Annotated in this window: 27 protein-coding genes; 18 read left to right on the top strand and 9 right to left on the bottom strand. The window is 56.1% G+C overall.

Annotation, left to right across the window (positions count from 1 at the left end):
• Nucleotides 1–23: 23 nt before the first annotated feature.
• Complete coding sequence (locus tag hmeg3_RS20175) at nt 24–629, bottom strand: sensor histidine kinase KdpD (protein WP_094565322.1); 606 nt, start codon at nt 627–629, stop codon at nt 24–26.
• A gap of 2 nt (nt 630–631) precedes the next feature.
• Complete coding sequence (locus hmeg3_RS20170; RefSeq protein ID WP_094565321.1) at nt 632–2,260, bottom strand: tetratricopeptide repeat-containing response regulator; 1,629 nt, start codon at nt 2,258–2,260, stop codon at nt 632–634.
• 411 nt (nt 2,261–2,671) lie between these two features.
• On the opposite strand from hmeg3_RS20170, the gene recA reads away from it, so the two are divergent.
• The 6 genes from recA (at nt 2,672) to hmeg3_RS20135 (ending at nt 8,552) form a co-directional block, all read left to right on the top strand.
• Nucleotides 2,672–3,790 (top strand): recombinase RecA, encoded by a 1,119-nt coding sequence (recA, locus tag hmeg3_RS20160; RefSeq protein ID WP_094565319.1) that lies wholly within the window; start codon nt 2,672–2,674, stop codon nt 3,788–3,790.
• Nucleotides 3,791–3,846: 56 nt separating this feature from the next.
• Entirely contained in the window at nt 3,847–4,314 is a 468-nt protein-coding gene (recX, locus tag hmeg3_RS20155; RefSeq protein WP_094565318.1) for a recombination regulator RecX, read from the top strand.
• Nucleotides 4,315–4,821: 507 nt separating this feature from the next.
• Nucleotides 4,822–5,988, top strand: a complete 1,167-nt coding sequence (gene sucC / locus hmeg3_RS20150; RefSeq protein WP_094565317.1) for an ADP-forming succinate--CoA ligase subunit beta — start codon at nt 4,822–4,824, stop codon at nt 5,986–5,988.
• A gap of 17 nt (nt 5,989–6,005) precedes the next feature.
• On the top strand, nt 6,006–6,887 hold the full coding sequence (gene sucD / locus hmeg3_RS20145) for a succinate--CoA ligase subunit alpha (protein ID WP_050477405.1): 882 nt from the start codon (nt 6,006–6,008) through the stop codon (nt 6,885–6,887).
• Between the two features lie 174 nt (nt 6,888–7,061).
• Entirely contained in the window at nt 7,062–7,787 is a 726-nt protein-coding gene (locus tag hmeg3_RS20140) for a TerC family protein (RefSeq protein ID WP_094565316.1), read from the top strand.
• Between the two features lie 240 nt (nt 7,788–8,027).
• Entirely contained in the window at nt 8,028–8,552 is a 525-nt protein-coding gene (locus hmeg3_RS20135; RefSeq protein WP_094565315.1) for a pilin, read from the top strand.
• A 102-nt stretch (nt 8,553–8,654) separates the two neighbouring features.
• Here hmeg3_RS20135 and moaC read toward each other — a convergent pair whose 3' ends face one another.
• Nucleotides 8,655–9,182: a cyclic pyranopterin monophosphate synthase MoaC gene (gene moaC / locus hmeg3_RS20130; protein ID WP_094565314.1), complete on the bottom strand. Its 528-nt coding sequence runs from the start codon at nt 9,180–9,182 to the stop codon at nt 8,655–8,657.
• Nucleotides 9,183–9,298: 116 nt separating this feature from the next.
• Between moaC and hmeg3_RS20125 the strand changes: the two genes are divergently transcribed.
• Nucleotides 9,299–10,825, top strand: a complete 1,527-nt coding sequence (locus tag hmeg3_RS20125) for a M48 family metalloprotease (RefSeq protein ID WP_198361897.1) — start codon at nt 9,299–9,301, stop codon at nt 10,823–10,825.
• Between the two features lie 18 nt (nt 10,826–10,843).
• Here the strand turns inward: hmeg3_RS20125 and hmeg3_RS20120 are convergent, their stop codons facing one another.
• From hmeg3_RS20120 to hmeg3_RS20100, 5 genes are all read right to left on the bottom strand, one after another.
• The gene (locus hmeg3_RS20120; protein ID WP_094565312.1) at nt 10,844–11,458 is read right to left on the bottom strand and encodes a DUF2946 family protein; all 615 of its coding nucleotides are present in this window, start codon (nt 11,456–11,458) and stop codon (nt 10,844–10,846) included.
• A 3-nt stretch (nt 11,459–11,461) separates the two neighbouring features.
• Nucleotides 11,462–12,412, bottom strand: coding sequence for a YheT family hydrolase (locus tag hmeg3_RS20115; protein ID WP_094565311.1), 951 nt, complete (start codon nt 12,410–12,412; stop codon nt 11,462–11,464).
• A 95-nt stretch (nt 12,413–12,507) separates the two neighbouring features.
• Entirely contained in the window at nt 12,508–12,939 is a 432-nt protein-coding gene (locus hmeg3_RS20110) for a nuclear transport factor 2 family protein (protein WP_094565310.1), read from the bottom strand.
• Between the two features lie 118 nt (nt 12,940–13,057).
• Nucleotides 13,058–13,255 carry a zinc-finger domain-containing protein gene (locus tag hmeg3_RS20105; RefSeq protein WP_094565309.1) on the bottom strand — a complete coding sequence of 66 codons (198 nt, stop codon included), beginning with the start codon at nt 13,253–13,255 and terminating at the stop codon, nt 13,058–13,060.
• 57 nt (nt 13,256–13,312) lie between these two features.
• Entirely contained in the window at nt 13,313–14,233 is a 921-nt protein-coding gene (locus hmeg3_RS20100; protein ID WP_094565308.1) for a branched-chain amino acid transaminase, read from the bottom strand.
• 153 nt (nt 14,234–14,386) lie between these two features.
• On the opposite strand from hmeg3_RS20100, the gene hmeg3_RS20095 reads away from it, so the two are divergent.
• From hmeg3_RS20095 to hmeg3_RS20045, 11 genes are all read left to right on the top strand, one after another.
• Nucleotides 14,387–15,199 carry an AzlC family ABC transporter permease gene (locus hmeg3_RS20095; RefSeq protein ID WP_094565307.1) on the top strand — a complete coding sequence of 271 codons (813 nt, stop codon included), beginning with the start codon at nt 14,387–14,389 and terminating at the stop codon, nt 15,197–15,199.
• Complete coding sequence (locus hmeg3_RS20090) at nt 15,196–15,519, top strand: AzlD domain-containing protein (protein ID WP_094565306.1); 324 nt, start codon at nt 15,196–15,198, stop codon at nt 15,517–15,519. The genes hmeg3_RS20095 and hmeg3_RS20090 overlap by 4 nt, the downstream gene beginning before the upstream one ends.
• 159 nt (nt 15,520–15,678) lie before the next feature.
• The gene (locus hmeg3_RS20085; protein WP_094565305.1) at nt 15,679–16,869 is read left to right on the top strand and encodes a phosphoglycerate kinase; all 1,191 of its coding nucleotides are present in this window, start codon (nt 15,679–15,681) and stop codon (nt 16,867–16,869) included.
• A gap of 81 nt (nt 16,870–16,950) precedes the next feature.
• On the top strand, nt 16,951–18,384 hold the full coding sequence (pyk, locus tag hmeg3_RS20080; RefSeq protein ID WP_094565304.1) for a pyruvate kinase: 1,434 nt from the start codon (nt 16,951–16,953) through the stop codon (nt 18,382–18,384).
• A gap of 23 nt (nt 18,385–18,407) precedes the next feature.
• The gene (gene fba, locus hmeg3_RS20075; RefSeq protein WP_007878631.1) at nt 18,408–19,472 is read left to right on the top strand and encodes a class II fructose-bisphosphate aldolase; all 1,065 of its coding nucleotides are present in this window, start codon (nt 18,408–18,410) and stop codon (nt 19,470–19,472) included.
• Between the two features lie 148 nt (nt 19,473–19,620).
• Nucleotides 19,621–20,517, top strand: a complete 897-nt coding sequence (locus hmeg3_RS20070; protein WP_094566471.1) for a phosphoribosylaminoimidazolesuccinocarboxamide synthase — start codon at nt 19,621–19,623, stop codon at nt 20,515–20,517.
• A 12-nt stretch (nt 20,518–20,529) separates the two neighbouring features.
• Nucleotides 20,530–20,721, top strand: coding sequence for a PT domain-containing protein (locus hmeg3_RS25250; protein ID WP_094566473.1), 192 nt, complete (start codon nt 20,530–20,532; stop codon nt 20,719–20,721).
• Nucleotides 20,670–21,131, top strand: coding sequence for a 5-(carboxyamino)imidazole ribonucleotide mutase (purE, locus tag hmeg3_RS20060; RefSeq protein ID WP_094566472.1), 462 nt, complete (start codon nt 20,670–20,672; stop codon nt 21,129–21,131). The genes hmeg3_RS25250 and purE overlap by 52 nt, the downstream gene beginning before the upstream one ends.
• Nucleotides 21,128–22,339, top strand: coding sequence for a 5-(carboxyamino)imidazole ribonucleotide synthase (locus tag hmeg3_RS20055; protein ID WP_094565303.1), 1,212 nt, complete (start codon nt 21,128–21,130; stop codon nt 22,337–22,339). The genes purE and hmeg3_RS20055 overlap by 4 nt, the downstream gene beginning before the upstream one ends.
• A gap of 29 nt (nt 22,340–22,368) precedes the next feature.
• Complete coding sequence (locus hmeg3_RS20050) at nt 22,369–23,397, top strand: L-threonylcarbamoyladenylate synthase (protein ID WP_094566470.1); 1,029 nt, start codon at nt 22,369–22,371, stop codon at nt 23,395–23,397.
• Between the two features lie 278 nt (nt 23,398–23,675).
• A complete protein-coding gene (locus hmeg3_RS20045; RefSeq protein ID WP_094565302.1) occupies nt 23,676–24,422 on the top strand; it encodes an OmpW family protein in 747 nt (248 codons plus the stop codon).
• Between the two features lie 69 nt (nt 24,423–24,491).
• Here the strand turns inward: hmeg3_RS20045 and hmeg3_RS20040 are convergent, their stop codons facing one another.
• On the bottom strand, nt 24,492–24,998 hold the full coding sequence (locus hmeg3_RS20040; protein ID WP_094565301.1) for a flavin reductase family protein: 507 nt from the start codon (nt 24,996–24,998) through the stop codon (nt 24,492–24,494).
• Between the last annotated feature and the right edge of the window lie 279 nt (nt 24,999–25,277).

Genomic DNA, 25,277 nt, shown 5'->3' with positions numbered 1-25,277 from the left:
GCTGGCGCCGACCAGATCGTGGGTCATGGCAATCGTAGTTCGAACTGGGCGCCGCCATCAGGATGATTGGCGAGCAGGGCTTCGCCTTTTTTGTCGCCTTTGTGATGCGCGCTGGCGATGGCTTTGCATAAATCCATGCCGAGTCCGGTGGATGGTTTTGCTTCGTGCGTGCCGATGCCGGGACCGTCATCGCGCACGCTGAACACCACGCCGCTGCCGTCTTTATGGCAGCCGAGTTCAATCCGGGTGCGCGCAAAACGTGTAGCGTTCTGGAGCGCAGCTTCGAGCGCCAGGCCGACGAGATTTTCGTCGAAGAAGGCAACCAGCGGCATGCCTTCCTGATTGATGACGACATTCAGGCCGGTCTGATTGATGGTCAGATGACGCAGCAATCCTTCCAGGAAATCTTGCGGCGACAGTGCCTCCACCTGGGCTGTCAGGCCCTGTGATGACGCCTTGTACAGCGTGAGAAAGCCGATCAGTTTGTCCTGCAATGTCAGGCAGGTTGTGTGCGCCTGGCCGGTGCGTTCGTCGCTGGAGCCGTCAGCCAGTGCGCGCAGCTGGCCTTCGAGAACGCCGAGTGAGTTTTTGATGTCGTGGACAATGATCGCTGCTAGTTTCGGATCCATGTTCAGCTTTTCTGAGCGGCTTTTGCTACCGCTTCGCGTAAGAATTTATGCATCTTGCTGACACGGTCGTTCCCCGGTATCAGACGATCGAGTGTGTTGAGGTAACGGTTGACGCGCTTGACGTATTCCTGATTGATGCCGCGCTGGCTCATCCACAGCAGATGCAGCTGGGCGGCTGCCATCAGAACGCCGGTGTTTTCCGGCATGCTGTGCAACGCTTCTTCCAGCTTGGCCAGCGACTCGTCCGGCTTGGCGCTGCGCATGAGGGCATTGGCTTCCGAGATGATGGTCATGCACTGTTTGACGGCGCCGTCGACCAGCTCGTCGGCCATGCTTTCGCGGCCGCTGTCGATCAGTACCTTGCGGGCCAGCGCCTGCAGTGTTTTGTTTTCATGATCGGATTTGACGGCCTTGGAAATCAGTTCGGCGCCTTCATCGTCACGGCCAATTGCGAACGCCGCGCGCGCCAGGGCCAGCGTCGCCATTTCGGAGGGCACGCCACCGGCACTGTTCATGGCAGCTTCAAACGCTCTCTCCGCGGAAATCGTATCCCCCAGTTGGTAGTGAGCCTGCGCAGCGACCGCCGATTGCGCGGAGGTGAACATTTTGGACTCGGCATAACGTTTCGGTGCACTCGACAACAGCTGCAGCGCTGCGTCCGCGTCGCCGGTGTCGACGTGTACCTGCGCCAGCGTCAGCAGATCGCTCGGTTGGGCCGTCAGCGAACCCTTGGTGTGCTTGAGGACTCTGTCGAAGGCTTCCTTGGCCTGTTCCAGATCGCCTACGCGATAAGCGGCGTCGCCGACCAGGCGGCTGCGGCGTGCGGAGGGAATGATTTCTGACGAGCGCGACAAAGCATCCAGCGCTTCGCTCTGATTGCCTTGGGCTTCTTCGATTTGCGCCAGCAGATCGTAGGCTTCGATGTATTGGGAGTTTTGTGCCAGCACGTCTTGCACCAATACCTTGGCGTCGTCCAACTGGCCGGCAACGATATTGCAGCGCGCCATGCCAACCTTGGCCCAGACCAGATCGTCACGCATTTCCAGCGCTTGCGCATAGACCGCGCGCGCTTCTTCGATGCGGCGCAACTCGATCAGCAAGCTGCCCTTGGTCTTGAGGATATCAACAATCCACTTTGGCGCGACCTTCAGTACGTTGTCGCATTCGATGATGGCGCCGGCCTGATCCTTGCGCTTGAGCTTTTCATTGATTGGCAGCAGGGCGTTTTGCTTTTCCAGCAGGCGGTCAATACGCTCAGCCAGCTTGGAGGCTGTCAGCGGCTTGAGCATGTAGGCGTCGGGCTGGAACTCCGCCGCGCTGGCGACCAGGTTATAGCCGCTTTCCGCCGTCACCATGATGAACATGGTGGTCGGCGGCAGCATGTGTTGAGTGCGGAAAAATTCGAGCAGCTGCTGACCGTTGGTTTCCTTGTTCAGGTTGTAGTCGCAAACGATCAGGTCGTAGGCAGCCGCCTCCACGAAGCGGATCGCTTCATCGGGCGTGCCGGCCTGGTCGACTTTTGTGATGCCAAGTTGTCCCAAGTGCATGCGAATATTTTGGCGCATGGTGGGCATGTCATCAATGATGAGTGAACGCAGGCTGCTGATACGGCTGAATGGAACCAGGGTCATAAGGGAGATACGAAAAAACGTAATATTACTAGCTAGAAATGTATATCAGATACGAGAAATACCCCAATAAAAACGGGTATTTAACGCAATTTATTCAAATTATAGAGGCTGGCGCCGTTTTCCTCATTGCGGTGGGTCGTTTTGTCCTTTTTAATTGTTTTTTTGGAATAAAAGGGCAGCAAGGCCGCAGCGACAAGGCCGCTATAATTGGGGGGCCGATACTAACAGACATAAGATGCAGCTGACTCGTTTCGTTGCAACGCAATAGATCCCGCTGTAAAGGATCCCGTTGTTTTAGTGCGAATCCGCGACAACAGAAAAAGAGCTTGCACAAACAACTGTTTTTTTATACAGTGCTGTCTAAGCAAAAGCACTGAACACTACGAACCACTTTCGTTGAAAGAAAACCCAATGGACGATAAAAAAGCCACTAACGCCAGCAATTCTGAAAAGGGCAAGGCGCTAGCCGCTGCTCTGGCGCAAATCGAGAAGCAGTTTGGTAAGGGCTCGGTCATGCGCATGGAAGATGGCGCTGTCGTCGAGGAAATTCAGGTCGTCTCGACCGGCTCCCTCGGTCTTGACATTGCACTGGGCGTCGGCGGTCTGCCACGTGGTCGTGTGATCGAAATCTACGGTCCCGAATCGTCCGGTAAAACTACCTTGACGCTGCAAGCTATTGCTGAAATGCAAAAAATCGGCGGAACTTGTGCCTTTATCGATGCAGAGCATGCGCTGGATGTCACGTATGCCCAACGATTGGGCGTCAATCTGTCCGATCTCCTGATTTCGCAACCTGATACGGGCGAACAGGCGCTGGAAATCACGGATGCGCTGGTACGCTCCGGCGGTGTTGATCTGATTGTGATTGACTCGGTTGCAGCCCTGACGCCACGTGCTGAAATCGAAGGCGACATGGGTGACTCCCTGCCAGGCCTGCAGGCACGCCTGATGTCGCAAGCATTGCGCAAGCTGACCGGCAGCATCAACCGCACCAACACCACCGTTATCTTCATTAATCAGATTCGTATGAAGATCGGCGTCATGTTCGGCAACCCGGAAACGACCACAGGCGGTAATGCGCTGAAGTTCTACGCATCGGTTCGTCTGGATATTCGCCGTACAGGTTCGATCAAGTCCGGCGACGAAGTCATTGGTAGCGAAACCAAGGTCAAAGTCGTCAAAAACAAAGTGGCGCCACCGTTCCGCGAAGCGCACTTCGACATTCTTTATGGAGAAGGCACATCGCGCGAAGGTGAAATCCTCGATCTGGGTTCCGACGCCAAGATCGTTGAAAAGTCGGGCGCCTGGTATAGCTACAACGGCGAACGCATCGGTCAGGGTAAGGACAATGCTCGCAATTACCTGAAAGAGCGTCCTGAACTGGCGCGTGAAATCGAAAACAAGGTACGTGCTTCTTTGGGCGTCCCTGAATTGGCCGCTGGTGCTGGCGGTGCTGCGGCTACTGCAACATCAGCACCGGCGCCGGCTGGCAAAGGTTCTGCAAAGAACGTAGCTGCCGAAGAATCCTGATGTCGTTGTACCCCGCTCGAGTCTTATCGGTCGCAACGATCGCGACGGTGTAACCGATGCCCAGGCCGCAGCTCAGCCTGAAGGCGCGAGCGCTCAAATATCTCTCTTCACGTGAGCATAGTCGTCTGGAACTTGCGCGTAAGCTAACCCCTTACGCGCAAGATGACGACGATATCGAAGCCTTGCTCAACTGGCTTCAAGAATCCAAATTCCTCTCTCAAGAACGTTTTTCCGAATCGTTGATGCATCGGCGTGCCGGTCGCTATGGCAATAATCGCATTTTGTCCGAACTGAAAAGTCACGGCATCAGCGGTGAAACGCTGGGTGACGCCAAGCTTGAACTTGCACAAGGCGAGACGCAGCGTGCGCGTGAAGTGCTGAGCCGCAAATATGCGGAAGCGCCGGAAAGTGCTGAAGCACGTGCCAAGTGCATGCGATTTCTCCAGCAGCGAGGGTTTTCTCATCGGGCGATTCAGGCTGCGGTCAAAACGGCGTGGAGTGATGCGCCTCATGACGACGATTAATGGCCTGTGCCGATGGGGCATCGCGCGATAGCGCGGCAAGGGGGGGCGTAGCATCCAGTGGCACCAGAAAGAACGCCAGGAGCCTCCGCAAGAAAACCTACGATGCTGAGAACCTGAAGAGGCCCGGCGATTCTTCCTCTGCTTTTATCTCGTATTAACCACGGCAAAATACTCGGTAGTGGCTGATCCTGCTGCCTAGCCGGGCCGAGCTGTGCTAAAATCTCCGGGTTTTTGCTGCGCCGCATTAGCGGCTGTCATGGCAATCTTTGCGATGACGACACGCAATGCGACAACGATTAATGTTGATCAAATGGCATTCTCTATGCCCAACGCACTGTCTGTACCTTCTACTAAGCAATCCGCGAGGCCGTTTGGCTATAGCGTGTCCCCGTTCGGTTGGGCCGCGCCATCGCGGATTCTTGCCTCCATTCGCGCCGCGCGGTTTTGCCGCCAGCCGGATTTCAATCCAGTAAGTTTTATTTAATAGTGTCTTAAAGGGAAGCTCCCATGAAAATCCATGAGTATCAGGGCAAAGAAATCCTCCGCCAATTCGGCGTGACCGTTCCACGCGGCATTCCGTGCCAATCCGTCGAAGATGCTGTCAAGGCAGCTGAAACGCTGGGCGGTCCGGTGTGGGTCGTCAAGGCGCAAATCCACGCGGGTGGCCGCGGCAAGGGCGGCGGCGTTAAAGTTGCCAAGTCCCTGGAGCAAGTCAAGGAATACGCCAACCAGATCCTCGGCATGCAGCTGATCACTCACCAAACCGGCCCGGAAGGCCAAAAGGTGCGTCGCCTGCTGATCGAAGAAGGCGCAGATATCAAGAAAGAACTGTACGTTTCGATGGTTACCGATCGCGTTAGCCAACGTGTGGTCCTGATGGCATCCAGCGAAGGCGGCATGGACATCGAAGAAGTGGCAGAAAGCCACCCAGAACTGATTCATCAGATCGCTATCGATCCATCGACCGGTCTGACTGACGCTGATGCTGACAGCATCGCAACCAAGATCGGCGTTCCAGCCGCTTCCGTGGTTGATGCACGTAAGCAACTGCAAGGTCTGTACAAGGCATACTGGGAAACCGATGCATCGCTGGCCGAAATCAATCCACTGATCCTGACCGGCGACGGCAAGGTCATCGCTCTGGACGCGAAGTTCAACTTCGACTCCAACGCACTGTTCCGTCATCCGGAAATCGTCGCTTACCGCGATCTGGACGAAGAAGATCCAGCTGAAGTCGAAGCTTCGAAGTTCGATCTGGCTTACATCTCCCTCGACGGCAACATCGGCTGCCTGGTCAACGGCGCTGGTCTGGCAATGGCAACCATGGACACCATCAAGCTGTTTGGCGGCGAACCTGCCAACTTCCTGGACGTCGGCGGTGGCGCAACAACAGAAAAGGTTACCGAAGCATTCAAGATCATGCTGAAGAACCCAGAACTGAAAGCCATCCTGGTCAACATTTTCGGCGGCATCATGCGCTGTGACGTGATCGCCGAAGGCGTGATCGCTGCGTCCAAGGCTGTTTCCCTGAAAGTGCCACTGGTCGTGCGCATGAAGGGCACCAACGAAGAAATCGGCAAGAAGCTGTTGGCCGACTCCGGCCTGCCAATCATTTCGGCAGACAGCATGGAAGAAGCTGCGCAAAAAGTTGTTGCTGCAGCCAACGGTAAATAATAGGACAAGGAATAGCTATGTCGATTCTGATCAATAAAGACACCAAAGTCATCACCCAAGGTATCACCGGCAAAACCGGTCAATTTCACACACGCATGTGCCGCGACTACGCGAACGGCAAGAACGCATTCGTTGCAGGCGTGAACCCGAAAAAGGCTGGTGAAGATTTCGAAGGCATTCCAATTTTCGCGAATGTTTCCGAAGCCAAGAAGGCAACCGGCGCAACCGTTTCCGTGATCTACGTTCCACCGGCAGGCGCAGCCGCTGCAATCTGGGAAGCTGTTGAAGCCGATCTGGATCTGGCGATCTGTATTACTGAAGGCATCCCTGTCCGCGACATGCTGGAGTTGAAAAACCGCATGGCAAAAGCAGGCAGCAAGACATTGCTGCTGGGTCCTAACTGCCCAGGTCTGATCACACCAGACGAAATCAAGATCGGCATCATGCCAGGCCACATCCACAAAAAGGGCCGTATCGGCGTGGTTTCGCGTTCGGGCACACTGACATACGAAGCCGTCGGTCAACTGACCGCACTGGGTCTGGGTCAATCGTCCGCAGTTGGTATCGGCGGCGATCCGATCAACGGTCTGAAGCACATCGACATCATGAAGGCATTCAATGATGATCCAGACACCGACGCCGTCATCATGATCGGTGAAATCGGCGGTCCTGACGAAGCCAACGCTTCGTACTGGGTCAAGGAAAACATGAAGAAACCAGTCATCGGCTTTATCGCCGGTGTGACTGCGCCTCCAGGTAAGCGCATGGGCCACGCCGGCGCGCTGATCTCCGGCGGTGCTGACACTGCTGAAGCCAAGCTGGCGATCATGGAAGAATGCGGCATCAAGGCAACACGCAATCCTTCGGAAATGGCTCGTCTGCTGAAGTCGGTTCTGTAATTCATTTGCTGCAATAGCAAGCAAAGATGCAAGTAAACGGCAGGCTGGATTGATTTGTCGCAGTTGTTGCAGTATCGGCAGAACTTCCCGGCCTGACCGGTGACATAACAATATGGGGAGCTCCGGCTCCCCATATTGTTTTCATGTCCAAACACGATGATGGGGGAACGGTTAATGGATTTTTTAATGGAATTGAACTGGTTTGCAGTCGGCCAGATCATCCTGATTGATATTTTGCTCGGTGGCGATAACGCCATCGTGATCGCCCTGGCATGCCGCAATTTGCCAAGCAACTTGCGTTTTCGCGGCATTCTGTGGGGTACATTCGGCGCCATTGCGATTCGCATCGCTTTGATCGCGTTCGCGGTGAGTTTGCTGCAGATGCCGTATATCAAGCTGATCGGCGGCGTGTTGCTGTTCTGGATTGGTACCAAGTTGCTGAGTGACGACGACGGTCACGGCGAAATCAGTGGCAGTGATAAATTGCTCGCGGCGATCAAAACCATCATCGTGGCGGATCTGGTGATGAGTCTGGATAATGTCATCGCCATTGCGAGTGCAGCTGAGCAGGCCGCCGGGGAGCATCAATTGCTGCTGGTGGTGTTTGGTATCCTTGTCAGCATTCCCATCATTGTCTGGGGTAGCACGCTGGTGCTCAAGCTGATGGAAAAAGCGCCACTGATCATCACACTGGGCGCGGCCTTGCTTGGTTACCTGGCGGGCGGCATGATTATTTCAGACGTCGCCATTCGCGGCTGGGTGCAAAGCACTTTGCCGCACCACGAGTTTGTCGTGCCGGGGTTGCAATTGCACTTAAGTTTGCCTGGTATCGTCGGCGCCATCGGTGTCGTGATTGTCGGCAGCTGGCTGGCTCGCAAGAATGCGAAAGAAGGGCATTGACGCGACTTTCAAGCTGCGAGGGTGAGGTCGCTCAAGATGAATCGGCTTCGTCCCTCGTTATATAAATGTTCACAAAAGTCGCGTTGGCGAATATCATCGATCTGGGAGAAAGCGTTGCCAGAGAGAAAATATCAGTCATCGAATCATCGTCGAACCACAATCGAGTAATGATCACGTAATCATCGCGGAATGACGAAGCGGCGCTTCTGAAAAATCGATTTTTTGTAATAGGAAAACAATATGCAAGCATCACGGTCCGCACGCTATACACAAACCGGTTTCACCCTGATCGAATTGATGATCGTCATCGCCATTGTCGGCGTTCTGGCGATGGTCGCTATTCCGCAATATCGTGATTATCTGATTCGTGCCAAGGTCGCCGAAGGTATTAATCTGGCTGCGCCGGCAAAAATGGCTGTGTCTGAAACGATAGTCGCCAAGGGCGGCACTGCTTTTAATCAGGCTGCTACCGGTTACAAATTCACGCCGTCTAACGAAATAAAGAACGTTAAGGACATTACGATTGCCGATGGCGGCGCTATCACAATTACTTTTGGTGAGATTGGTGGCGACGGCAGTAACAAAACCTTGAAACTGGTGCCCTCCGCAACAAATCCAAGTGCAATTACCTGGTTGTGTCAGGCTGCGCCAACAGGTGCCGCTGCGACAACGCCTGCGACACCTGCAGGCACTCCAGCTGTGGCGCCTGCCACGAGCGTCGCGACTTTGCCGCCGCAGTACGCTCCGGAAAATTGCCGCAGCTGATCTGATCAGTCGGGCATCAACAAAAAAGCGTGCACAATGTGCACGCTTTTTTTACGTCAGAACGAATGTCGATGATGGCGAAATGAATCAACCCCGCTTCATCTACGCCTGCGACCACGATCCGGACTTGCCGCCATGTTTTTCCTGCACACGGATATCCGTCATGACCATGCCGCGATCAATTGCCTTGGACATGTCGTAGATGGTCAGCAGGCCGACCTGTACTGCCGTTAGGGCTTCCATTTCCACACCGGTCTTTCCCTGCGTTTCCACGCGTACGGTACAGCCGATACTCGACTGCGCCTGATCGATGTCGAAATCGACTGAGACATGCGTCAGCGCCAGCGGATGGCACAGGGGAATCAGATCACTCGTCCGTTTGGACGCCATGATGGCGGCGATACGAGCGATGCCGAGCACGTCCCCTTTTTTTGCAGTACCGGATTGAATCACGGCAAGTGTTTCCGGCTTCATTCGGATAGTGCCGCTGGCAATGGCGACGCGGTGCGTTTCCGCCTTGCCGCCGACATCCACCATGTGCGCCTGGCCGCCCTGATCGAAATGCGTCAGGCCCTGATTGGCATCAGCATCGTTGTTTGCATTGGAATTGATCGTCTTGGAAGAAGTCATAGCAGCAGAATGTCGGAGCGGTGAATACTGCGAGTATCATAGCAGGCATCGCAGGTAACTCTTTTATTGTCCCTATGCGTCAGCCAGTCGTTTCCGATCGAACCCGTACCATCGTTATGCCGCCGCGCCGCCGTTTTCATCGCTTGCGTCCTTTGTTGGCAGCAGTCGCGTTGTCGCTAGCTGCTTTGCCTTTGGCGGTTGCGCCCAACCTCAGTACTGCCCAAACTTTACCCACGCTGGGTGATACCGAGCGTGAAGGTTTGTCGCCGCTGCTGGAGCGCAAGCTGGGTGAGCAAATCATGAAGGAGATCCGGCATGATCCGGATTATCTCGACGATGGTCCGTTGCTCGAATATCTGAATAATTTCGGATCAAATCTGGTGTCGGTGCGTCCCGATGTGCGCGGAGAAGCCGGCTACGATTTCTTCTTCTTTGCCGTGCGCGATCCGGTACTCAATGCGTTTGCTTTGCCGGGTGGTTTTATCGCCGTGCATTCCGGCCTCTTGCTGGCAGCACAAAGCGAGTCGGAACTGGCCTCCGTGCTGGCGCATGAAATCGGTCACGTTGCGCAGCGCCATATCGCGCGCATGATCGGCCAGCAGAAGCAGAATTCCATGATTCAGCTTGCGTCCATCGTTCTCGGTGCACTGGCTGGTGTGTCCAAGGTCGGTGGTGATGCGGCGATGGCAACGATGATGGGCGGTACCGGCGTGGCGATGCAGCGGCAACTGAACTTCAGCCGCGACGCCGAGCGCGAAGCCGACCGGGTCGGCTTGCAGATTCTGCGCGACGGCGGTTTTGATACCTCGGGTATGGTGGCGTTCTTCGGTCGCCTGCAAAGTGCGTCGCGCAATTTCGGCGACTCATTGCCGCCTTATTTGCTGACGCACCCGCTGACGACAGAACGTATCGCCGATATTCAGGCGCGTATTCGCGATCAGCGTTATAAGCAGCGCGCCGACAATCCAGACTTCCAGTTGATCCGCGCACGCGTGCGTCTGCTGCAAGACAATTCGGCGCAGGGTGTGCGCGACGCGCAGGCATATTTTGAGTCGCAATTGCGCCAGAACACCAAGATGCAGATCATGGTGTCGAAGTACGGACTGGCCTATGCCGCGTATCTCCAGCGTTCTTACGACAAAGCGGAAACCTTGCTGCAAGAGGCGCGTGCTGCATCGCAGCCGATGGTGCCGAGTATTCTGTTCGGCAATCTGGAAATCGATATCAAGATCGCCAAGAAGCAACCGGATCAGGCGCTCAAGATTGCGGAAGCGCTGCGCAAGCAGTTTCCGATTTCACGCATGGCGGCGCGCCAATATGCTGACGCACTGATAGAAAGCGGGCGTTACGACCAGGCCGTCACGTATCTGCGCGATCAGGCCCAACTCTATCGCAGCGAAGTGGCGGTGCAGAATTTGCTTGCCAAGGCCTACGCAGGGCAGGGCAAGCAAGCCTTGCAGCACATGGCGTTGGCGGAGTCTTATTTCTTGTCGGGTAGTTTGCCGGCCGCAATTGAACAATTGGGCATTGCGCGCAAAGCACCGGATGCGACATTCTATGATCAGGCCATGATCGACGCGCGCGAACGCGATCTGAAAGAACAGTGGAAAGAGGAAATGAAGGAAACCAAAGGGCGTGGATAATGCGGGCGAGGCGACGTGTTAAACCGAGGCTTTTGTTTCTCCCGCAGTACGTGGTTGCGTGATGAAGCCGAACCGTTCTGCAAGGTTCTCCGACGCAGTCCATTGCAAGGCAAGCGTCTGCCCTGCATAAGGCAGGCTCAGCGCACCGCGGTGCTTGCCTTCGAGCCACTCCATGATTTGTTCGTCACTTGCCGGAACACCCTTAAGCGTGAGGGTGGCAAACACGTCGGCAGCATCTCTGTCATCCAGAGCCGCAACAATTTCTCCCGTCACCAACAGCAAGCGTCCGTCCTCTGTCAGCCATGCCTGAGACGGCGCAGCCAAGGTCTCTCCTGTGTGCAAGACAAAACCCGCAGCCGGATCAGTGCGTACGACAAAGGGCGTGATTTCCAGATCGACATACACGCGCTGCGGCCCGTTTTGAAAATACCAGCGGCCCTCTGCATCGTGCGTGTAGTTGCGATTGATAAAACCCAGTAGTGTCGGATGATTGATCTTGTCGCCCGGCCGGTTGAGATGTTGCGCGCGTTCGTCGCGCATGCGCCAGTTGCCGCGCGCGTCCAGCATCAGCCAGCCGAAACAGTGCGGCACGTTCGGCCATTTGGCCATGGCTTGCAGGACGATGTCATCCATACGCTATTTACCTTCGAAGAAATGCAGCATGCGCTGTGGCAGCCAGCCGAGGTTGCCCGGTGGCGCACCAGCGGCGAAACCGACATGGCCGCCTTCTTCAGGATATTCCAGTTTGACGCATGCTGCTGCACTTTGCGGCAGATAGCGCGCCGGCAGGAAAGGATCGTTTTTCGCGTTCAAGACCAGTGTCGGCACGGTGATGTCGTGCAGGATATGTTTGGCGCTGGCGCGATCCCAATAATCATCCGTGTTGCGGTAACCGTGCAGTGGCGCCGTAATGATGTTGTCGAAGGTATAGAGGTCGCGCGCCTGCATCAGCGCATCTCGATTGAACAGTCCGGGGAATTGAACGAGTTTCACCAGCGACTTGGTGCGCATGGTGCGCAGGAAAACGTGGGTGTAAATCCGGTTAAAGCCATGCGCCAATGCCTCACCGCCACCGGCCAGATCGAGCGGTGCCGAGACGGCACAGGCGGCATCGACGAACTCAGCCTGATGCTGTGACTCACCCAGCCAGCGCAACAAGGCGTTGGCACCCAGCGAGACACCGGCAGCGTAAAACTTCGCGGCGCCGATGGTGCTGCGATGATTCAGCAGGCGTCGCAAAATCCAGTCGAGCTCGGCGCTGTCGCCGGAGTGATAGAAGCGTGGCGCCAGATTGATCTCGCCCGAGCAGCCACGAAAATGCGGCACCACGCCCGACCATCCACGTGCTGCAACGGCGGCCATGCAGGCGCGGCTGTAATGGCTGTCCGACGAACCTTCCAGTCCGTGAAACAGTACCACCAGAGGCTGGCCCGGCTTACCGTCGACAAAGTCGACGTCGATGAAATCGGCGTCAGGCGTATCCCAACGCTCGCGCCGGAAACGCACCTGCGGTTTGGCGATGAAAGTGGACGGATAAATTGTTTGCAGGTTGCCGCCGGGAAGCCAGCGGGGCGGGGAGTATTGCATCTGGTGTTTTTACGTATGTCAGGAGAAGTGCTGATGTGCAACTGAAACATTTGCGTTAGTGCTGACCGGATTTTCCTCCGCAATGTACTCGGTAATCAGTGCAGCATCGTTTCAGTCACCGGCTCTGTCGGCGCAGGTCCCGGCGCCACCGAAGCGTGGTGAGTCACGATGCGCCATCCTTGCGCGGTCTTCATGTAGACATTGGTGGCGATTACATGCACGTCGGCACGTGTGTTTTCAGGATGCTGAATATCTTCGATGACGTTATGTACGGCAGTGGTCATCGTATGCGCCGCATGCAATTGGCGTGGCTGGATATGCAGGCCGCCGCGTGCGAGAATTTCTTCCCAGGAATTGCGGATGGCGACATGGCCGATCAAACGGACTGCACCCGGATGGACGCAGACGATTTCTTCATCCTCGGCCCAGAGTGCCATCAAGGCTTCCAGATCGGCTCGGGCAAGCGCATCGTAGTAGGCCGCTTCAACTTCGTCAGGTGAACCTTGTAGCAGTTTTGTGCGTGGCATGTTTTCTCCGGAGGAAAAGCAAAGAGGGCCAGTCAATTTTTGGTGGCCCTCTTTGTCTGTATCGCGATGCGTGTCGTCGTGCTGGGTACGCTCAGGATGTTTGATGCACTTGATACGCTTAGTGTGCTTTAACGACAGCGCCAGGTTTCAGCTGGTATTGCGTGCCGCAGTATGGACACTTGGCGGCACCGTGTGCGTCCAGCTCGAGGAACACGCGCGGATGCGATGACCATTGCGGCATGTTTGGATTCGGGCAGTGGGCCGGCAGGTCTTTGCCGTCGAGTTGTACTGGCTGGGTTTGTTGAACTTGGCTCATGTGATTCTCCGTTGCTGGGTGCTGTAAATGTGATGCAGTTGTTTCGTGTATTTGTTATCAGACCAGCGTCAGCCAGTGTTGATACTGCGGCGCCTTGCCCGACACGACGTCGAAGAACAAGGTTTGCAGTTTTTCTGTGATCGGTCCACGCCCGCCGTTGCCGATGGTGCGGTTGTCGAGCTCGCGAATCGGCGTGATTTCGGCCGCGGTACCGGTAAAGAATGCTTCGTCGGCGCAGTACATCTCGTCGCGCGTAATGCGTTTTTCGATGACATCAATGCCGAGGTCGCGCGCCATGGTCAGCACCGCGTCGCGGGTGATGCCGTCAAGGCAGGACGCCAGGTCAGGTGTGTAGACCTTGCCATTTTTGACGATGAAGACGTTTTCGCCGGAACCTTCCGACACATAGCCGTCGGTGTCCAGCAGCAGCGCTTCATCGTAGCCGTCGGCCAGCGCTTCCTGATTCGCAAGGATGGAGTTGATGTAGTAGCCCGACGCCTTGGCGCGCACCAGCGACACGTTGACGTGGTGACGGCTGAACGAAGAAGTCTTGACGCGGATGCCCTTGGTGATGCCGTCTTCGCCAAGGTAGGCGCCCCATGGCCAGGCAGCGATGGCGACGTGAATCTTGTTGCCTTTGGCGGATACGCCGAGCTTTTCGGAGCCGATCCAGATCAATGGACGGATGTAGCAGGATTCGAGTTTGTTTTCACGCACGACCTGGCGTTGCGCTTCGAGGATGGTGGCCTGGTCGAAAGGCACTTCCATCTGAAAAATCTTGGCCGAGTTGAACAGGCGTTGCGTATGTTCCTTCAAGCGGAAAATCGCCGTACCTTGCGGCGTTTTATAGGCACGCACGCCTTCGAATACGCCCATGCCGTAATGCAGCGTGTGGGTCAGTACGTGGATGGTGGCGTCGCGCCAATCGATCAGTGCGCCGTCTTTCCAGATTTTTCCGTCGCGGTCTGCCATGGACATGATGAGAGTCTCCGATGAATGGTGAAGCTGCAGTCAACGCTGCAAAGTCCACATTTTAACGGAACAAGCGCGTAAAAAGTTTCATCTATAAAATGTTCGAACTAGGTAAAAATGCTACGTGGCAAGTTCTCAATAAAAGCGACCAAGGTAAGAATGAACAAGGAGACAGACGCCGGGGACAGTCGATCTGATCCGGTAAGGATAGTTGCGGGGGCTGCGGAGTCGTCAGAATCTGTGCCGGTGCAGACCAAGGCGCAAGCGCGGCATATCGAGAAAGAAGCGTTTCAGGAAGGCTGGCGCGCCAGTGCATCCACCATTCCCGCCGTGCTGGCCTGGGGCATCGTATCCGGCATGGCGATGGTCAAGTCGGGTATGACCATCTGGCAATCGCTGGCCATGACGCTCACCGTCTACGCCGGATCCGCCCAATTTGCCGTCCTGCCGCTCTTGGCGGCGCATACGCCGCTGATCGTGATCTTCCTGACGGCGATGATCGTCAACCTGCGTTTCGTCATCTTCTCCGCCGCGGTAGCGCCGCATTTTGCCCATCTGCCCTGGTATCGCCGTGTCTGGTATGGCTATTTCAACGGCGACATTTCAATGGGATTCTTCCCGCAGCGATTCCCCGCCCATACGGTGCATCAGCCGGCCGGCAAGCTCGGCTTTTTCGAAGCGGTCTGCTACCCGGGCTGGTTCGCATGGCAGGTCGGCGCCATCATCGGCATTCTGCTGGCCAGCCAGATCCCCGAAAGCTGGAATATCGGTTTCGCGGGTACGCTGGCCCTGATTGCGATCATGATCCCGATGATCATCAACCGGGCCGCGCTGGCCGGCGTCATCGTGTCCGGCGCTGTTGCCGTTGTTGCAATTAATCTGCCGTACCGACTGGGGCTGCTGCTGGCGGTCGTGATCGGCATGGCCGCTGCGATGCTGGCAGATAAATTTATCGTTAAGGAAAAAGAATGAACGCCTTCGACGTTTGGGTTTCTATAGTGTTGTTGACGATGTCGACCTTGATTACCCGAAGCGGCTTTTTCCTGTTCGGTCATGCCGTCAAGTTGCCGCCCAAGCTGCAACATGCCTTGGGCTATGCCCCGGCAGCGGCGATGGCGGCGATTGTGATGCCGGATCTGATGACCTCGGGTGGTGCGATCGACATCAACTGGGCCAATCCAAAGTTGTTGGCGGGTATCGGCGGCGGGATTTTCTTCATGGTGACCCGGCATTTGCTGGGAACGATTGTTGCCGGAATGACACTCTTTACAGTGCTGCGTCTTGCGCTGTAGGTCGCCGTCCGGCCTGTGATCGAACGCTATCGCGGTTTATGTTGCTGTGATTCGCTGATTCAGCCTTATTCCGCCCGATTCCTCTCCGAAAACCATGCTGGGAGCAGGGCGGGTAGAGTAAAATAACGCCTTTTTGCCCCACCTTCGATTCTGCGAAAAATGAAATTCAACCGACTCAGCGATCTCATCTCTTCCAATCAACTGCAAGGCAAGCGCGTCTTTATTCGCGCTGATCTGAACGTGCCGCAGGACGATGCAGGCAATATCACCGAAGATACGCGCATCCGCGCTTCGGTGCCGGCTATCCGCGAGGCGCGTGACGCCGGCGCAGCCGTGATGGTGACGTCGCATCTGGGCCGTCCGGTTGAAGGCGAGTTCAAGCCTGAAGATTCGCTGGCGCCGGTTGCCAAACGGTTGTCGGAATTGCTGGGTGCAGAAGTCAAACTGGTCTCGAACTGGACTGACGGCGTCGATGTCGCGCCCGGCCAGGTCGTGCTGCTTGAAAATTGCCGCCTCAACAAGGGCGAAAAGAAAAATAGTGACGAGCTGGCGCAAAAGATCGCCAAGCTGTGCGACGTGTACGTTAATGATGCCTTCGGCACTGCGCACCGCGCGGAGGCCACCACATACGGTATCGCAAAGTTCGCGCCGATTGCCTGCGCCGGTCCGTTGCTGGCCGCTGAACTCGATGCGCTGGGCAAGGCGTTGAACCAACCGGCGCGTCCGCTGGTGGCGATCGTCGCGGGTTCGAAAGTTTCCAGCAAATTGACTATCCTGAAAGCATTGGCAGACAAGGTCGACAACCTGATCGTCGGTGGCGGCATCGCCAATACGTTCATGCTGGCGTCCGGTCTGAAGATCGGCAAGTCGCTGGTGGAAGCGGATCTGGTCGACGAAGCGAAGGCGATCATCGATATGATGGCCAAGCGCGGCGCATCGGTGCCGATTCCGGTCGACGTGGTATGCGGCAAGGAATTTTCGCCGACGGCCGTGGCGACCGTGAAGGACGCCAAGGATGTGGCGGACGACGACATGATTTTTGATATTGGTCCGAAGACCTCGGCAATTCTGGCGGCACAGCTGGCCAAAGCCGGCACCATCGTCTGGAATGGCCCGGTCGGCGTGTTTGAGTTCGATCAGTTCGGTGCAGGCACCAAGGCGTTGGCGCAGGCGATCGCTGACTCCGACGGTTTCTCGATTGCCGGTGGTGGCGACACGCTGGCGGCGATCGCTAAATACGATATCACCGACAAGGTCGGCTATATTTCGACCGGTGGCGGTGCTTTCCTGGAGTTCCTGGAAGGCAAGACTCTGCCGGCAGTGGAAATTCTGATGCAGCGCGCGCAATAAAGCGTCGTCAACACAAGACACGCAGCACGCACCAAAGATAACGAGACAAGAGCTTTTCAACCAGGTCAGAGAAAGATTTTCATGCAAAGAGCAACCAAGATCGTCGCCACCATCGGCCCCGCTTCCAGCGACAGAGAAACACTGACGCGCATGATCAAGGCGGGCGTGAATGTGGTGCGCTTGAACTTCTCTCACGGCAAGGCCCAGGACCATATCGACCGCGCCACGCTGGTGCGTGAAGTGGCCGACGCCTGTGGCGTCAAAGTCGCGATCATGGCGGATTTGCAAGGTCCGAAGATCCGCGTCGGCAAGTTTGAAAACGGCAAGATCAATCTCAACAACGGCGATAAATTCATCCTCGACGCCGATTGCACCATGGGCAATCAGGAACGTGTCGGCCTTGACTACAAGGCATTGCCGCGTGATCTCAAGGGTGACGACGTGCTGTTGCTCAATGATGGTCTGATCGTGCTGGTGGTTGAACGCGTGCTGGGCAACGAAATTCATACCGTCGTCAGGATCGGCGGCGAACTGTCCAACAACAAGGGCATCAACCGTCAAGGCGGCGGTTTGTCAGCGCCTGCGCTGACTGCGAAGGATATGGATGACATCAAGACGGCAATGAGCTTTCAGGCCGACTATGTTGCGGTGTCGTTTCCGAAGAACGCCACTGATATGGAAATGGCGCGTCAGCTCGGCAACGTTGCCGCTGAGCCGTACGGCCACAAGCCATTGATGATCGCCAAGATCGAACGCGCCGAAGCGATCCCGCTGCTGCAAGAAATCCTCGACGCTTCCGACGGCATCATGGTCGCGCGTGGTGATTTGGCCGTGGAAGTCGGCAATGCCGCCGTGCCGGGTTTGCAAAAGCGCATGATCAAGATGGCGCGCGCGTCGAACAAGCTGACCATCACTGCCACGCAGATGATGGAATCAATGATCGTCAATGCCGTGCCGACGCGTGCGGAAGTTTCCGACGTCGCCAACGCAGTGCTGGACGGCACCGATGCCGTGATGACCTCGGCCGAGACCGCTTCCGGCAAGTATCCGGTGGAAACCGTCGAAGCCATGTCGGCCATCTGCCTGGCTGCCGAAAAATCCGAAGACTGCAAGCTTGACGCCGACTTCCTGAACTTGCAATTCACTCGCGTCGACCAGTCGATTGCGTATGGAGCACTGTTCACCGCACATCACCTGCGTGTGAAGGCGATTGCGGCGCTGACCGAGTCCGGTTCCACTGCGCTGTGGATGAGCCGACACAATATCGATGTACCGATTTTTGCCATCACCCCCAATGTCGCGACGCGCCAGAAGGCCGCGCTGTTCCGCAATGTGCGCACGTTTGAACTGGCGCAGTCCACCGACACCGAAGTGGTGTTGAAGGCCGTGCAGGACTTGCTGCTGGAGCAAGGCGTCGTGCAAAAGGGGGATTTGATCGTCGTGACCTGGGGTGAGCCGATTGGACAAGTCGGCGGCACCAACGCCTTGAAAATCCTCAAGGTCGGCGAGTACTGATTTCTATCGTTCTGGAGTTTATTATGCCTCTCGTATCCATGCGTCAATTGCTGGACCACGCCGCCGAAAACGGCTACGGTTTGCCAGCGTTCAACGTCAACAATCTGGAGCAAGTCACTGCGATCATGCAGGCTGCCGACGAAGTTGGCGCGCCAGTCATCATGCAAGCTTCCGCAGGCGCCCGTAAGTACGCCGGTGAAGCCTTCCTGCGCCACCTGATCGAAGCCGCGGTCGAAGCCTATCCGCACATCCCTGTCGTCATGCATCAGGACCACGGCCAGTCGCCGGCAGTCTGCATGGCCGCGATCAAATCCGGCTTCACTTCGGTGATGATGGACGGTTCGTTGATGGAAGACGGCAAGTCCGTCGCCAGCTACGAATACAACGTCGAAGTCTCGCGCAAGGTGGTGGAGTTCTCGCACGCCATCGGCGTCACGGTGGAAGCCGAACTGGGCGTGCTCGGTTCGCTGGAAACCATGATGGGCGACAAGGAAGACGGCCACGGCGCCGACGGCAAGATGACGCGCGAACAGTTGTTGACTGACGTCGGCCAGGCTGCCGATTTCGTCAAGCAGACGCAATGCGACGCGCTGGCCATCGCCATCGGCACCTCGCACGGCGCCTACAAGTTCTCTCGCAAGCCGACCGGCGACATCCTCGCCATCGACCGCATCAAGGAAATCCACGCGCGCATTCCAAACACCCATCTGGTGATGCACGGTTCGTCGTCCGTTCCGCAAGAACTGCTGGCTGAAATCCGTGAATTCGGCGGCGACATGAAGGAAACCTACGGCGTGCCGGTGGAAGAGATCCAGGAAGGCATCAAGCACGGCGTGCGCAAGATCAACATCGACACCGACATTCGTCTGGCGATGACCGGCGCGATCCGTCGCTACCTGATGGAAAATCCAGGCAAGTTCGATCCGCGCGATTACCTCAAGCCTGCCCGCGAAGCGGCGAAGCTGGTGTGCAAGGCACGCTATCTGTCGTTCGGCTGCGAAGGCCAGGCCGGCAAGATCAAGGCGATCCCGCTGGAAAAGATTGCCGAGAAATACAAGAAGGGCGAGCTCTCCCAAATCGTTCAGTAATACGATCGGCGAGCAAACCAAGCGACCGGGACTGGCAACAGCAGTCCCGGTTTTTTGACTTTAAAGGTGGGTAGAAAAACGGCAGTTTCGCCGTTCCAGGGTAACCCCGAAGCCCTGACCCTCAACCCACGGAATGACCGGAATCAACATGACCAGCCTCTACAAAACTTCCATCACTTCACTTCCTTTGCTGGGCAACGGCAAGGTGCGCGACAACTATGCCGTCGGCGACGACAAGTTGCTGATCGTGACGACCGACCGCCTGTCAGCATTCGACGTCATCATGAACGAGCCGATTCCAGGCAAGGGCAAAGTGTTGAACCAGATGTCGGATTTCTGGTTCGAGAAGTTGGGCGACATCGTGCCGAATCATCTGACCGGTATTGCTCCGGAAACCGTGGTTGCCGCCAATGAAGTCGAACAGGTACGCGGCCGCGCCGTAGTTGCCAAGCGCCTCAAACCGATTCTGGTGGAAGCTGTTGTGCGCGGCTACATCATCGGTTCCGGCTGGAAGGATTATCAGGAGTCTGGTTCCATCTGCGGCATCAAATTACCGGAAGGTCTGCAACAAGCGGCCAAGCTGGCTGAGCCTATTTTTACCCCCGCAGCCAAGGCCGATCTTGGCGAGCACGATGAGAACATCAGCTTCGCCGACATGGAAAAACGTATCGGCAGCGAACTGGCCAACAAGATGCGCGACATCAGCATCAAGCTGTACAAGACCGCCGCTGATTACGCTGCGACACGCGGCATCATCATCGCCGACACCAAGTTTGAATTCGGCCTGGACGACAACGGCGTGCTGCATCTGATGGACGAGGTGCTGACTGCTGATTCGTCGCGTTTCTGGCCTGCGGACAGCTACAAGGTCGGCATCTCGCCACCGTCGTTCGACAAGCAGTTCGTGCGCGATTATCTGGAAACTGTCGACGGCTGGAAGAAGACGCCGCCTGCACCTGCATTACCTGCAGAAGTGATCGAGAAGACTGGCGCGAAATACCGCGAAGCGCTGGAGCGTCTGACCGGCAATGTTCTGAAGGACTGAGCATGAGCGACAATAACGCACAAGCCAACGCACAAGCCAACGCACAAGCCAACGCACAAGCCAACGCACAAGCCAACGCACAAGCCAACGCACAAGCCAACGCACAAGCCAACGCACAAGCCAACGCACAAACGCCGGTCGTCGGCGTCGTCATGGGATCGTCGTCCGACTGGGACGTCATGCAGCATGCCGTGGCAATTCTGAAAGAGTTTGGCATTCCGCATGAAGCGCAGGTCGTTTCGGCGCACCGTATGCCGGACCAGATGTTTGATTACGCCGAGAAAGCACGCGCACGCGGCTTGCGCGCCATCATCGCCGGTGCCGGCGGTGCTGCGCATTTACCGGGCATGATCGCCGCGAAGACCATCGTGCCGGTGCTGGGTGTGCCGGTGCCATCCAAGTATTTGCGTGGCGAAGATTCGCTGCTGTCCATCGTGCAAATGCCGAAGGGTATCCCTGTCGCGACCTACGCCATCGGCGAAGCCGGTGCCGCCAACGCCGCCTTGTCGGCCATCGCCATGCTGGCGACCACCGACGATGCGCTGGCTGCGAAGCTGGAAGCTTTCCGCGTCAAACAAACGCAAGTTGCCCTGGATATGAAGTTGCCGTTATGAGTCAGAAGCAGTCCCTCACGAACAATAACAATGTTTCGATCCCCACCACGACGCCGGCCACCTGGCTGGGCGTGATGGGTGGCGGCCAGCTTGGCCGCATGTTTGCTCACGCTGCGCAGGCGATGGGTTTCAAGGTCGCCGTGCTGGAGCAGGAAGAAGATTGTCCGGCAGGGCAGGTTGCAGATCGTTTGATTCGTACCTCTTATACCGATCCTAAAGGCTTGGAAGAACTCGCATCCTTATGCGGCGCAGTCACCACGGAATTTGAAAACGTATCGGCCGACAGCCTTGCCGCATTGGCTGTCAAGACTTACGTTGCCCCCTCTGCATCCGGCGTATCGATTGCGCAGGACCGCATTGCCGAGAAACGTTTCTTCGTTGATTGCAGTGCTGCGTCCGGTGTGCAACCTGCGCCGCACAAGATCATCGCCAGCGAGACGGATATTGATGCGATTCCAGCTGATTTGCTGCCGGGGATTCTGAAGACCGTGCGCATGGGATATGACGGCAAAGGCCAGGTACGCGTGCGCAGCAGCGCCGATGTGAAGACAGCGTTCGCCGAGATGAAGGGCGTGACCTGTCTCCTGGAAAAAATGCTGCCGCTGGCTTACGAAGTTTCCGTATTGGTGGCGCGCGGTGCCGATGGCGCCGCTGTGGTGTATCCGATTGCCGAGAACGTTCATCGTGACGGCATCTTGTTTACCACGACCGTGCCGTCGGATCATGTTTCGGATGTCGTTGCAAAGAAGGCTCAGGATGCTGCGTTGGCGATCATCGCCAAGCTCGATTATGTCGGCGTGCTGTGCATCGAGTTCTTCGTGCTGACGGATGGCTCGCTGGTCGTCAACGAGATGGCGCCCCGCCCGCACAATAGTGGTCACTACACCATGGACGCGTGCATTACCAGCCAGTTTGAACAGCAGGCACGTGCGATGGCGCGCTTGCCGCTGGGCGACGTGCGTCAGCATTCTCCTGCTGTCATGCTGAACATCCTTGGTGATGTCTGGTACGAAGGCGACAGCGATGAGATGCGCGAACCCGCCTGGGACAAAATACTGGCGCTGCCGGGGGCGCATCTGCATTTGTACGGCAAGGCGCAAGCCCGTCGTGCGCGCAAGATGGGTCACATTACTTTCGTCGCGCCAACGATGGTGCAAGCGCAGGCACAGTTGGCGGCAGCATGCGTCATTCTCGGCATTGCTCAGTAAGCAAAGGCAGAAGGCAGAAGAGGGCAATGATGGCGACGGTACAGATTGATATGGAAGCGGTAAAGCTGGCCGCGCGCAAGCTCGAAGCGGGCAAGCTGGTGGCGTTTCCTACCGAGACTGTCTACGGTCTTGGAGGCGACGCCGAGAATGCTGCAGCGATTGCCGATATCTATACGGCAAAAGGCCGGCCTGCCAATCATCCGGTTATTGTTCACGTCGCTCCTGAAGCTGATATTTCTTATTGGGCGGCGGATGTACCGGCCGAGGCGCGCGCGCTGATCAAAGCTTTTTGGCCGGGGCCGCTGACACTGATTCTGAAGCGCGCTGCTCACGTTCCTGCTGCTGCCTCAGGCGGCCAGGATTCAATCGGTGTGCGTTGTCCGTCTCATCCTGTCGCACAAGCTTTGCTGCGTGAATTCAAGGGCGGCAAAGGCGGTGTCGCAGGACCATCGGCCAATAAGTTTGGTCACGTCAGCCCGACTACTGCCGAACATGTCCGGGACGAATTTGGCAGTGACGCTGACAGTCTTGTCGACTACGTATTGGATGGTGGCGCAAGTGAAGTCGGCATCGAATCGACAATAGTCGACTTGTCGCGTGTCGCAACGCATGGCGCCGTTTTGCTGCGGCCGGGACAGATCAGTGTTGATCAGATTGCCGCCGTGCTAGGTGTTGCTCCACGTTCACCGGATGCTGCAGCACCGCGCGCATCGGGTACGCTTGATGCGCATTATGCGCCACGCACACCGGTAGCTCAGGTCCCGGCGGAACAATTGGCAGATACCGTGAAAAAACTCGCGGACGCTGGTTACAAGGCTGCCGTCATCTACCGCACGATACCAATTACCGCCTCGCATGCCTTTATGGCGATGTCGCTGGATGCCGATCAGTATGCCCATGATCTGTATGCTGCGCTGCGAGATATGGATCACCGGAATGCAGATGTCATTCTGGTGGAAGCAACTCCCTCCACCTCGGCATGGCAAGGCATCAATGATCGCTTGCGTCGTGCTGCCTTCGATTCAACTGGAATTCTTTCTCGTTTATTTGCGAGCTGACGTGCTTTTTTCAGCAGCATTGCTGCTGATTCAATAGTCAAAACTATTTCCAGTTGCCAAAAAAATACACGTCTATACAAAGCTAATTAAAGCTGGCATAGTATCGCAAAAGAATAGCACGCGCGTTCTTTTTGTCTTATGAGTGTAAAGACGGGATTCCATGATTCCTCTGGGCATTCAACAAAAACAGGCAACGCACAACGTAGCCAAAAACCTTCGGACTAAGAGCCGGATAATTTATAAAACGGGGCGCAGCCCTTTACATTTGGAGACGACACATGAAGCAACAATTTTCCCTTTTGCCTAAAATCGCTGCGCTGTCCATCGCTGCTGCTTTCGCTGCACCTGCTATGGCACAAACTGCCGGTAGCAACGTTGTGAATCTGGGCTGGTTCCATTTCACACCTCAGGATTCCAGCGAAGGTCTGACAAAGTCGAATGGTCCGGGGGCTGGTTATTTCCCGAACAGCCACTCTTCCGTCGGTAACGCGGATACAGTTGGTATCGCATTTACTCACTTCTTCACCGACAACATCGCGATGACAGCCGATTTGGGTTTGCCACCGAAATTCAAGCTGACCGGTCAAGGTGATCTGGGCGCGCTGGGCGAGCTGGGTACTGCTAAACAGTGGAGCCCAGCGATTGTTGCCAAGTATTTCTTTGGCGATGCGACCAGCAAGTTCCGTCCGTTCGTCGGTGCTGGCGTGACATATGTCTGGTACTCGGATGTCAAATTGTCGAGCACTTTCCAAAACCGCGCGGCTCTGAACACTGGTGCCGCCGGCGGTACTGCCAGCGCTTCGCTGAGTTCGTCGTGGGCCCCAGTATTGAACGCTGGTGCAACTTACAACTTCAACGATCGTTGGTCGATGAGCTTGTCGGTTTCGTATATTCCTCTGAAGACCGATGCCGACATCACTGGCAATCCTGGCGGGGCAGCGGCCGCGTTGGGGCCTCAACGTTACAAGACAAGCATCACGTTGGATCCTGTCGTGAGCTTCTTGTCCGTCGGCTACAAGTTCTAATTTTTGTACAGATGAAAATAAAAAAGCGCCCTTGTGGCGCTTTTTTATTTGTCGTTCAAGTTCAGTCGCTTAAGCGTCGGTCTTGATAAACCGCCCGTCATGAAACACCAACGCAGCTTGCGGCGTCACCTCGCAATGCTCTACCTCGCCAACAAAAATCACGTGATCACCTTCTGGATAGCGGCTGCGATTATGGCATTCGAACCATGCCGAGACACCTTTCAAAACGGGTTGTCCCGTACGTGAAAGCGTGTATTCCACGCCATTGAAACGATCCGCAGATTTGCGTGAGAACTGCTCTGCCAGTGCAGCTTGGTCGGCGCCCAGAATATTGATCACATAGTGAGAGTTACCCGAGAACACAGGCATGCTGCTGGCTTGCTCGGACAAGCTCCACAGCACCAGAGGTGGATTCAGCGACACGGAGTTAAACGAGCTCGCGGTCAGGCCGAGCAAGGTCCCATCAGCCAAGCGTGTGGTGATAACAGTAACGCCGGTCGCAAATTGAGATAATGCTTTGCGGAAATGTACGGCATCGAATTCGCGCGACGTAGCGCGCGGGGAGCGTGAATGCATCTAAAGCCTGTGGAATCGATTCTGGTTAATACGACATTATGCCCAAAAAATACGATGCAGTGACCCGGACGCCGGGAAGGGCAATATGTACCCGCTTGAAAAGATCGGGTTGGTTTTATCGTGCTGTGTTTTGGAGTGTCTTAAATCAATAAAAAACGTACTTAATAGTTAAGTTATTGTGACGCCTATCCTCACGCAACGTTAGGAAATTAATTCTCAGCAATGGTATAAACATAACTATGCAATCAACGTTGTGATTGCGGACATCGGAATCAATGA

Source organism: Herbaspirillum sp. meg3, assembly GCF_002257565.1.
Lineage (GTDB): Bacteria > Pseudomonadota > Gammaproteobacteria > Burkholderiales > Burkholderiaceae_D > Herbaspirillum.
This window is presented reverse-complemented; position numbering and strand designations above follow the sequence as displayed.

Bases quoted from the DNA above. Each gene is read 5' to 3' on its own strand.
- hmeg3_RS20115 (WP_094565311.1), bottom strand. From the start codon at position 12,412: ATGCAATACTCCCCGCCCCGCTGGCTTCCCGGCGGCAACCTGCAAACA.
- hmeg3_RS20125 (WP_198361897.1), top strand. From the start codon at position 9,299: ATGCCGCCGCGCCGCCGTTTTCATCGCTTGCGTCCTTTGTTGGCAGCA.
- hmeg3_RS20105 (WP_094565309.1), bottom strand. From the start codon at position 13,255: ATGAGCCAAGTTCAACAAACCCAGCCAGTACAACTCGACGGCAAAGAC.
- hmeg3_RS20040 (WP_094565301.1), bottom strand. From the start codon at position 24,998: ATGCATTCACGCTCCCCGCGCGCTACGTCGCGCGAATTCGATGCCGTA.
- hmeg3_RS20110 (WP_094565310.1), bottom strand. From the start codon at position 12,939: ATGCCACGCACAAAACTGCTACAAGGTTCACCTGACGAAGTTGAAGCG.
- hmeg3_RS20055 (WP_094565303.1), top strand. From the start codon at position 21,128: ATGAGTCAGAAGCAGTCCCTCACGAACAATAACAATGTTTCGATCCCC.
- hmeg3_RS20175 (WP_094565322.1), bottom strand. From the start codon at position 629: ATGGATCCGAAACTAGCAGCGATCATTGTCCACGACATCAAAAACTCA.
- purE (WP_094566472.1), top strand. From the start codon at position 20,670: ATGGGATCGTCGTCCGACTGGGACGTCATGCAGCATGCCGTGGCAATT.
- recX (WP_094565318.1), top strand. From the start codon at position 3,847: ATGCCCAGGCCGCAGCTCAGCCTGAAGGCGCGAGCGCTCAAATATCTC.
- hmeg3_RS20090 (WP_094565306.1), top strand. From the start codon at position 15,196: ATGAACGCCTTCGACGTTTGGGTTTCTATAGTGTTGTTGACGATGTCG.
- hmeg3_RS20140 (WP_094565316.1), top strand. From the start codon at position 7,062: ATGGATTTTTTAATGGAATTGAACTGGTTTGCAGTCGGCCAGATCATC.
- hmeg3_RS20120 (WP_094565312.1), bottom strand. From the start codon at position 11,458: ATGGATGACATCGTCCTGCAAGCCATGGCCAAATGGCCGAACGTGCCG.
- hmeg3_RS20070 (WP_094566471.1), top strand. From the start codon at position 19,621: ATGACCAGCCTCTACAAAACTTCCATCACTTCACTTCCTTTGCTGGGC.
- hmeg3_RS20045 (WP_094565302.1), top strand. From the start codon at position 23,676: ATGAAGCAACAATTTTCCCTTTTGCCTAAAATCGCTGCGCTGTCCATC.
- sucC (WP_094565317.1), top strand. From the start codon at position 4,822: ATGAAAATCCATGAGTATCAGGGCAAAGAAATCCTCCGCCAATTCGGC.
- hmeg3_RS20135 (WP_094565315.1), top strand. From the start codon at position 8,028: ATGCAAGCATCACGGTCCGCACGCTATACACAAACCGGTTTCACCCTG.
- moaC (WP_094565314.1), bottom strand. From the start codon at position 9,182: ATGACTTCTTCCAAGACGATCAATTCCAATGCAAACAACGATGCTGAT.
- hmeg3_RS20095 (WP_094565307.1), top strand. From the start codon at position 14,387: ATGAACAAGGAGACAGACGCCGGGGACAGTCGATCTGATCCGGTAAGG.
- hmeg3_RS20050 (WP_094566470.1), top strand. From the start codon at position 22,369: ATGGCGACGGTACAGATTGATATGGAAGCGGTAAAGCTGGCCGCGCGC.
- sucD (WP_050477405.1), top strand. From the start codon at position 6,006: ATGTCGATTCTGATCAATAAAGACACCAAAGTCATCACCCAAGGTATC.
- hmeg3_RS20170 (WP_094565321.1), bottom strand. From the start codon at position 2,260: ATGACCCTGGTTCCATTCAGCCGTATCAGCAGCCTGCGTTCACTCATC.
- pyk (WP_094565304.1), top strand. From the start codon at position 16,951: ATGCAAAGAGCAACCAAGATCGTCGCCACCATCGGCCCCGCTTCCAGC.
- hmeg3_RS20100 (WP_094565308.1), bottom strand. From the start codon at position 14,233: ATGTCCATGGCAGACCGCGACGGAAAAATCTGGAAAGACGGCGCACTG.
- recA (WP_094565319.1), top strand. From the start codon at position 2,672: ATGGACGATAAAAAAGCCACTAACGCCAGCAATTCTGAAAAGGGCAAG.
- fba (WP_007878631.1), top strand. From the start codon at position 18,408: ATGCCTCTCGTATCCATGCGTCAATTGCTGGACCACGCCGCCGAAAAC.
- hmeg3_RS20085 (WP_094565305.1), top strand. From the start codon at position 15,679: ATGAAATTCAACCGACTCAGCGATCTCATCTCTTCCAATCAACTGCAA.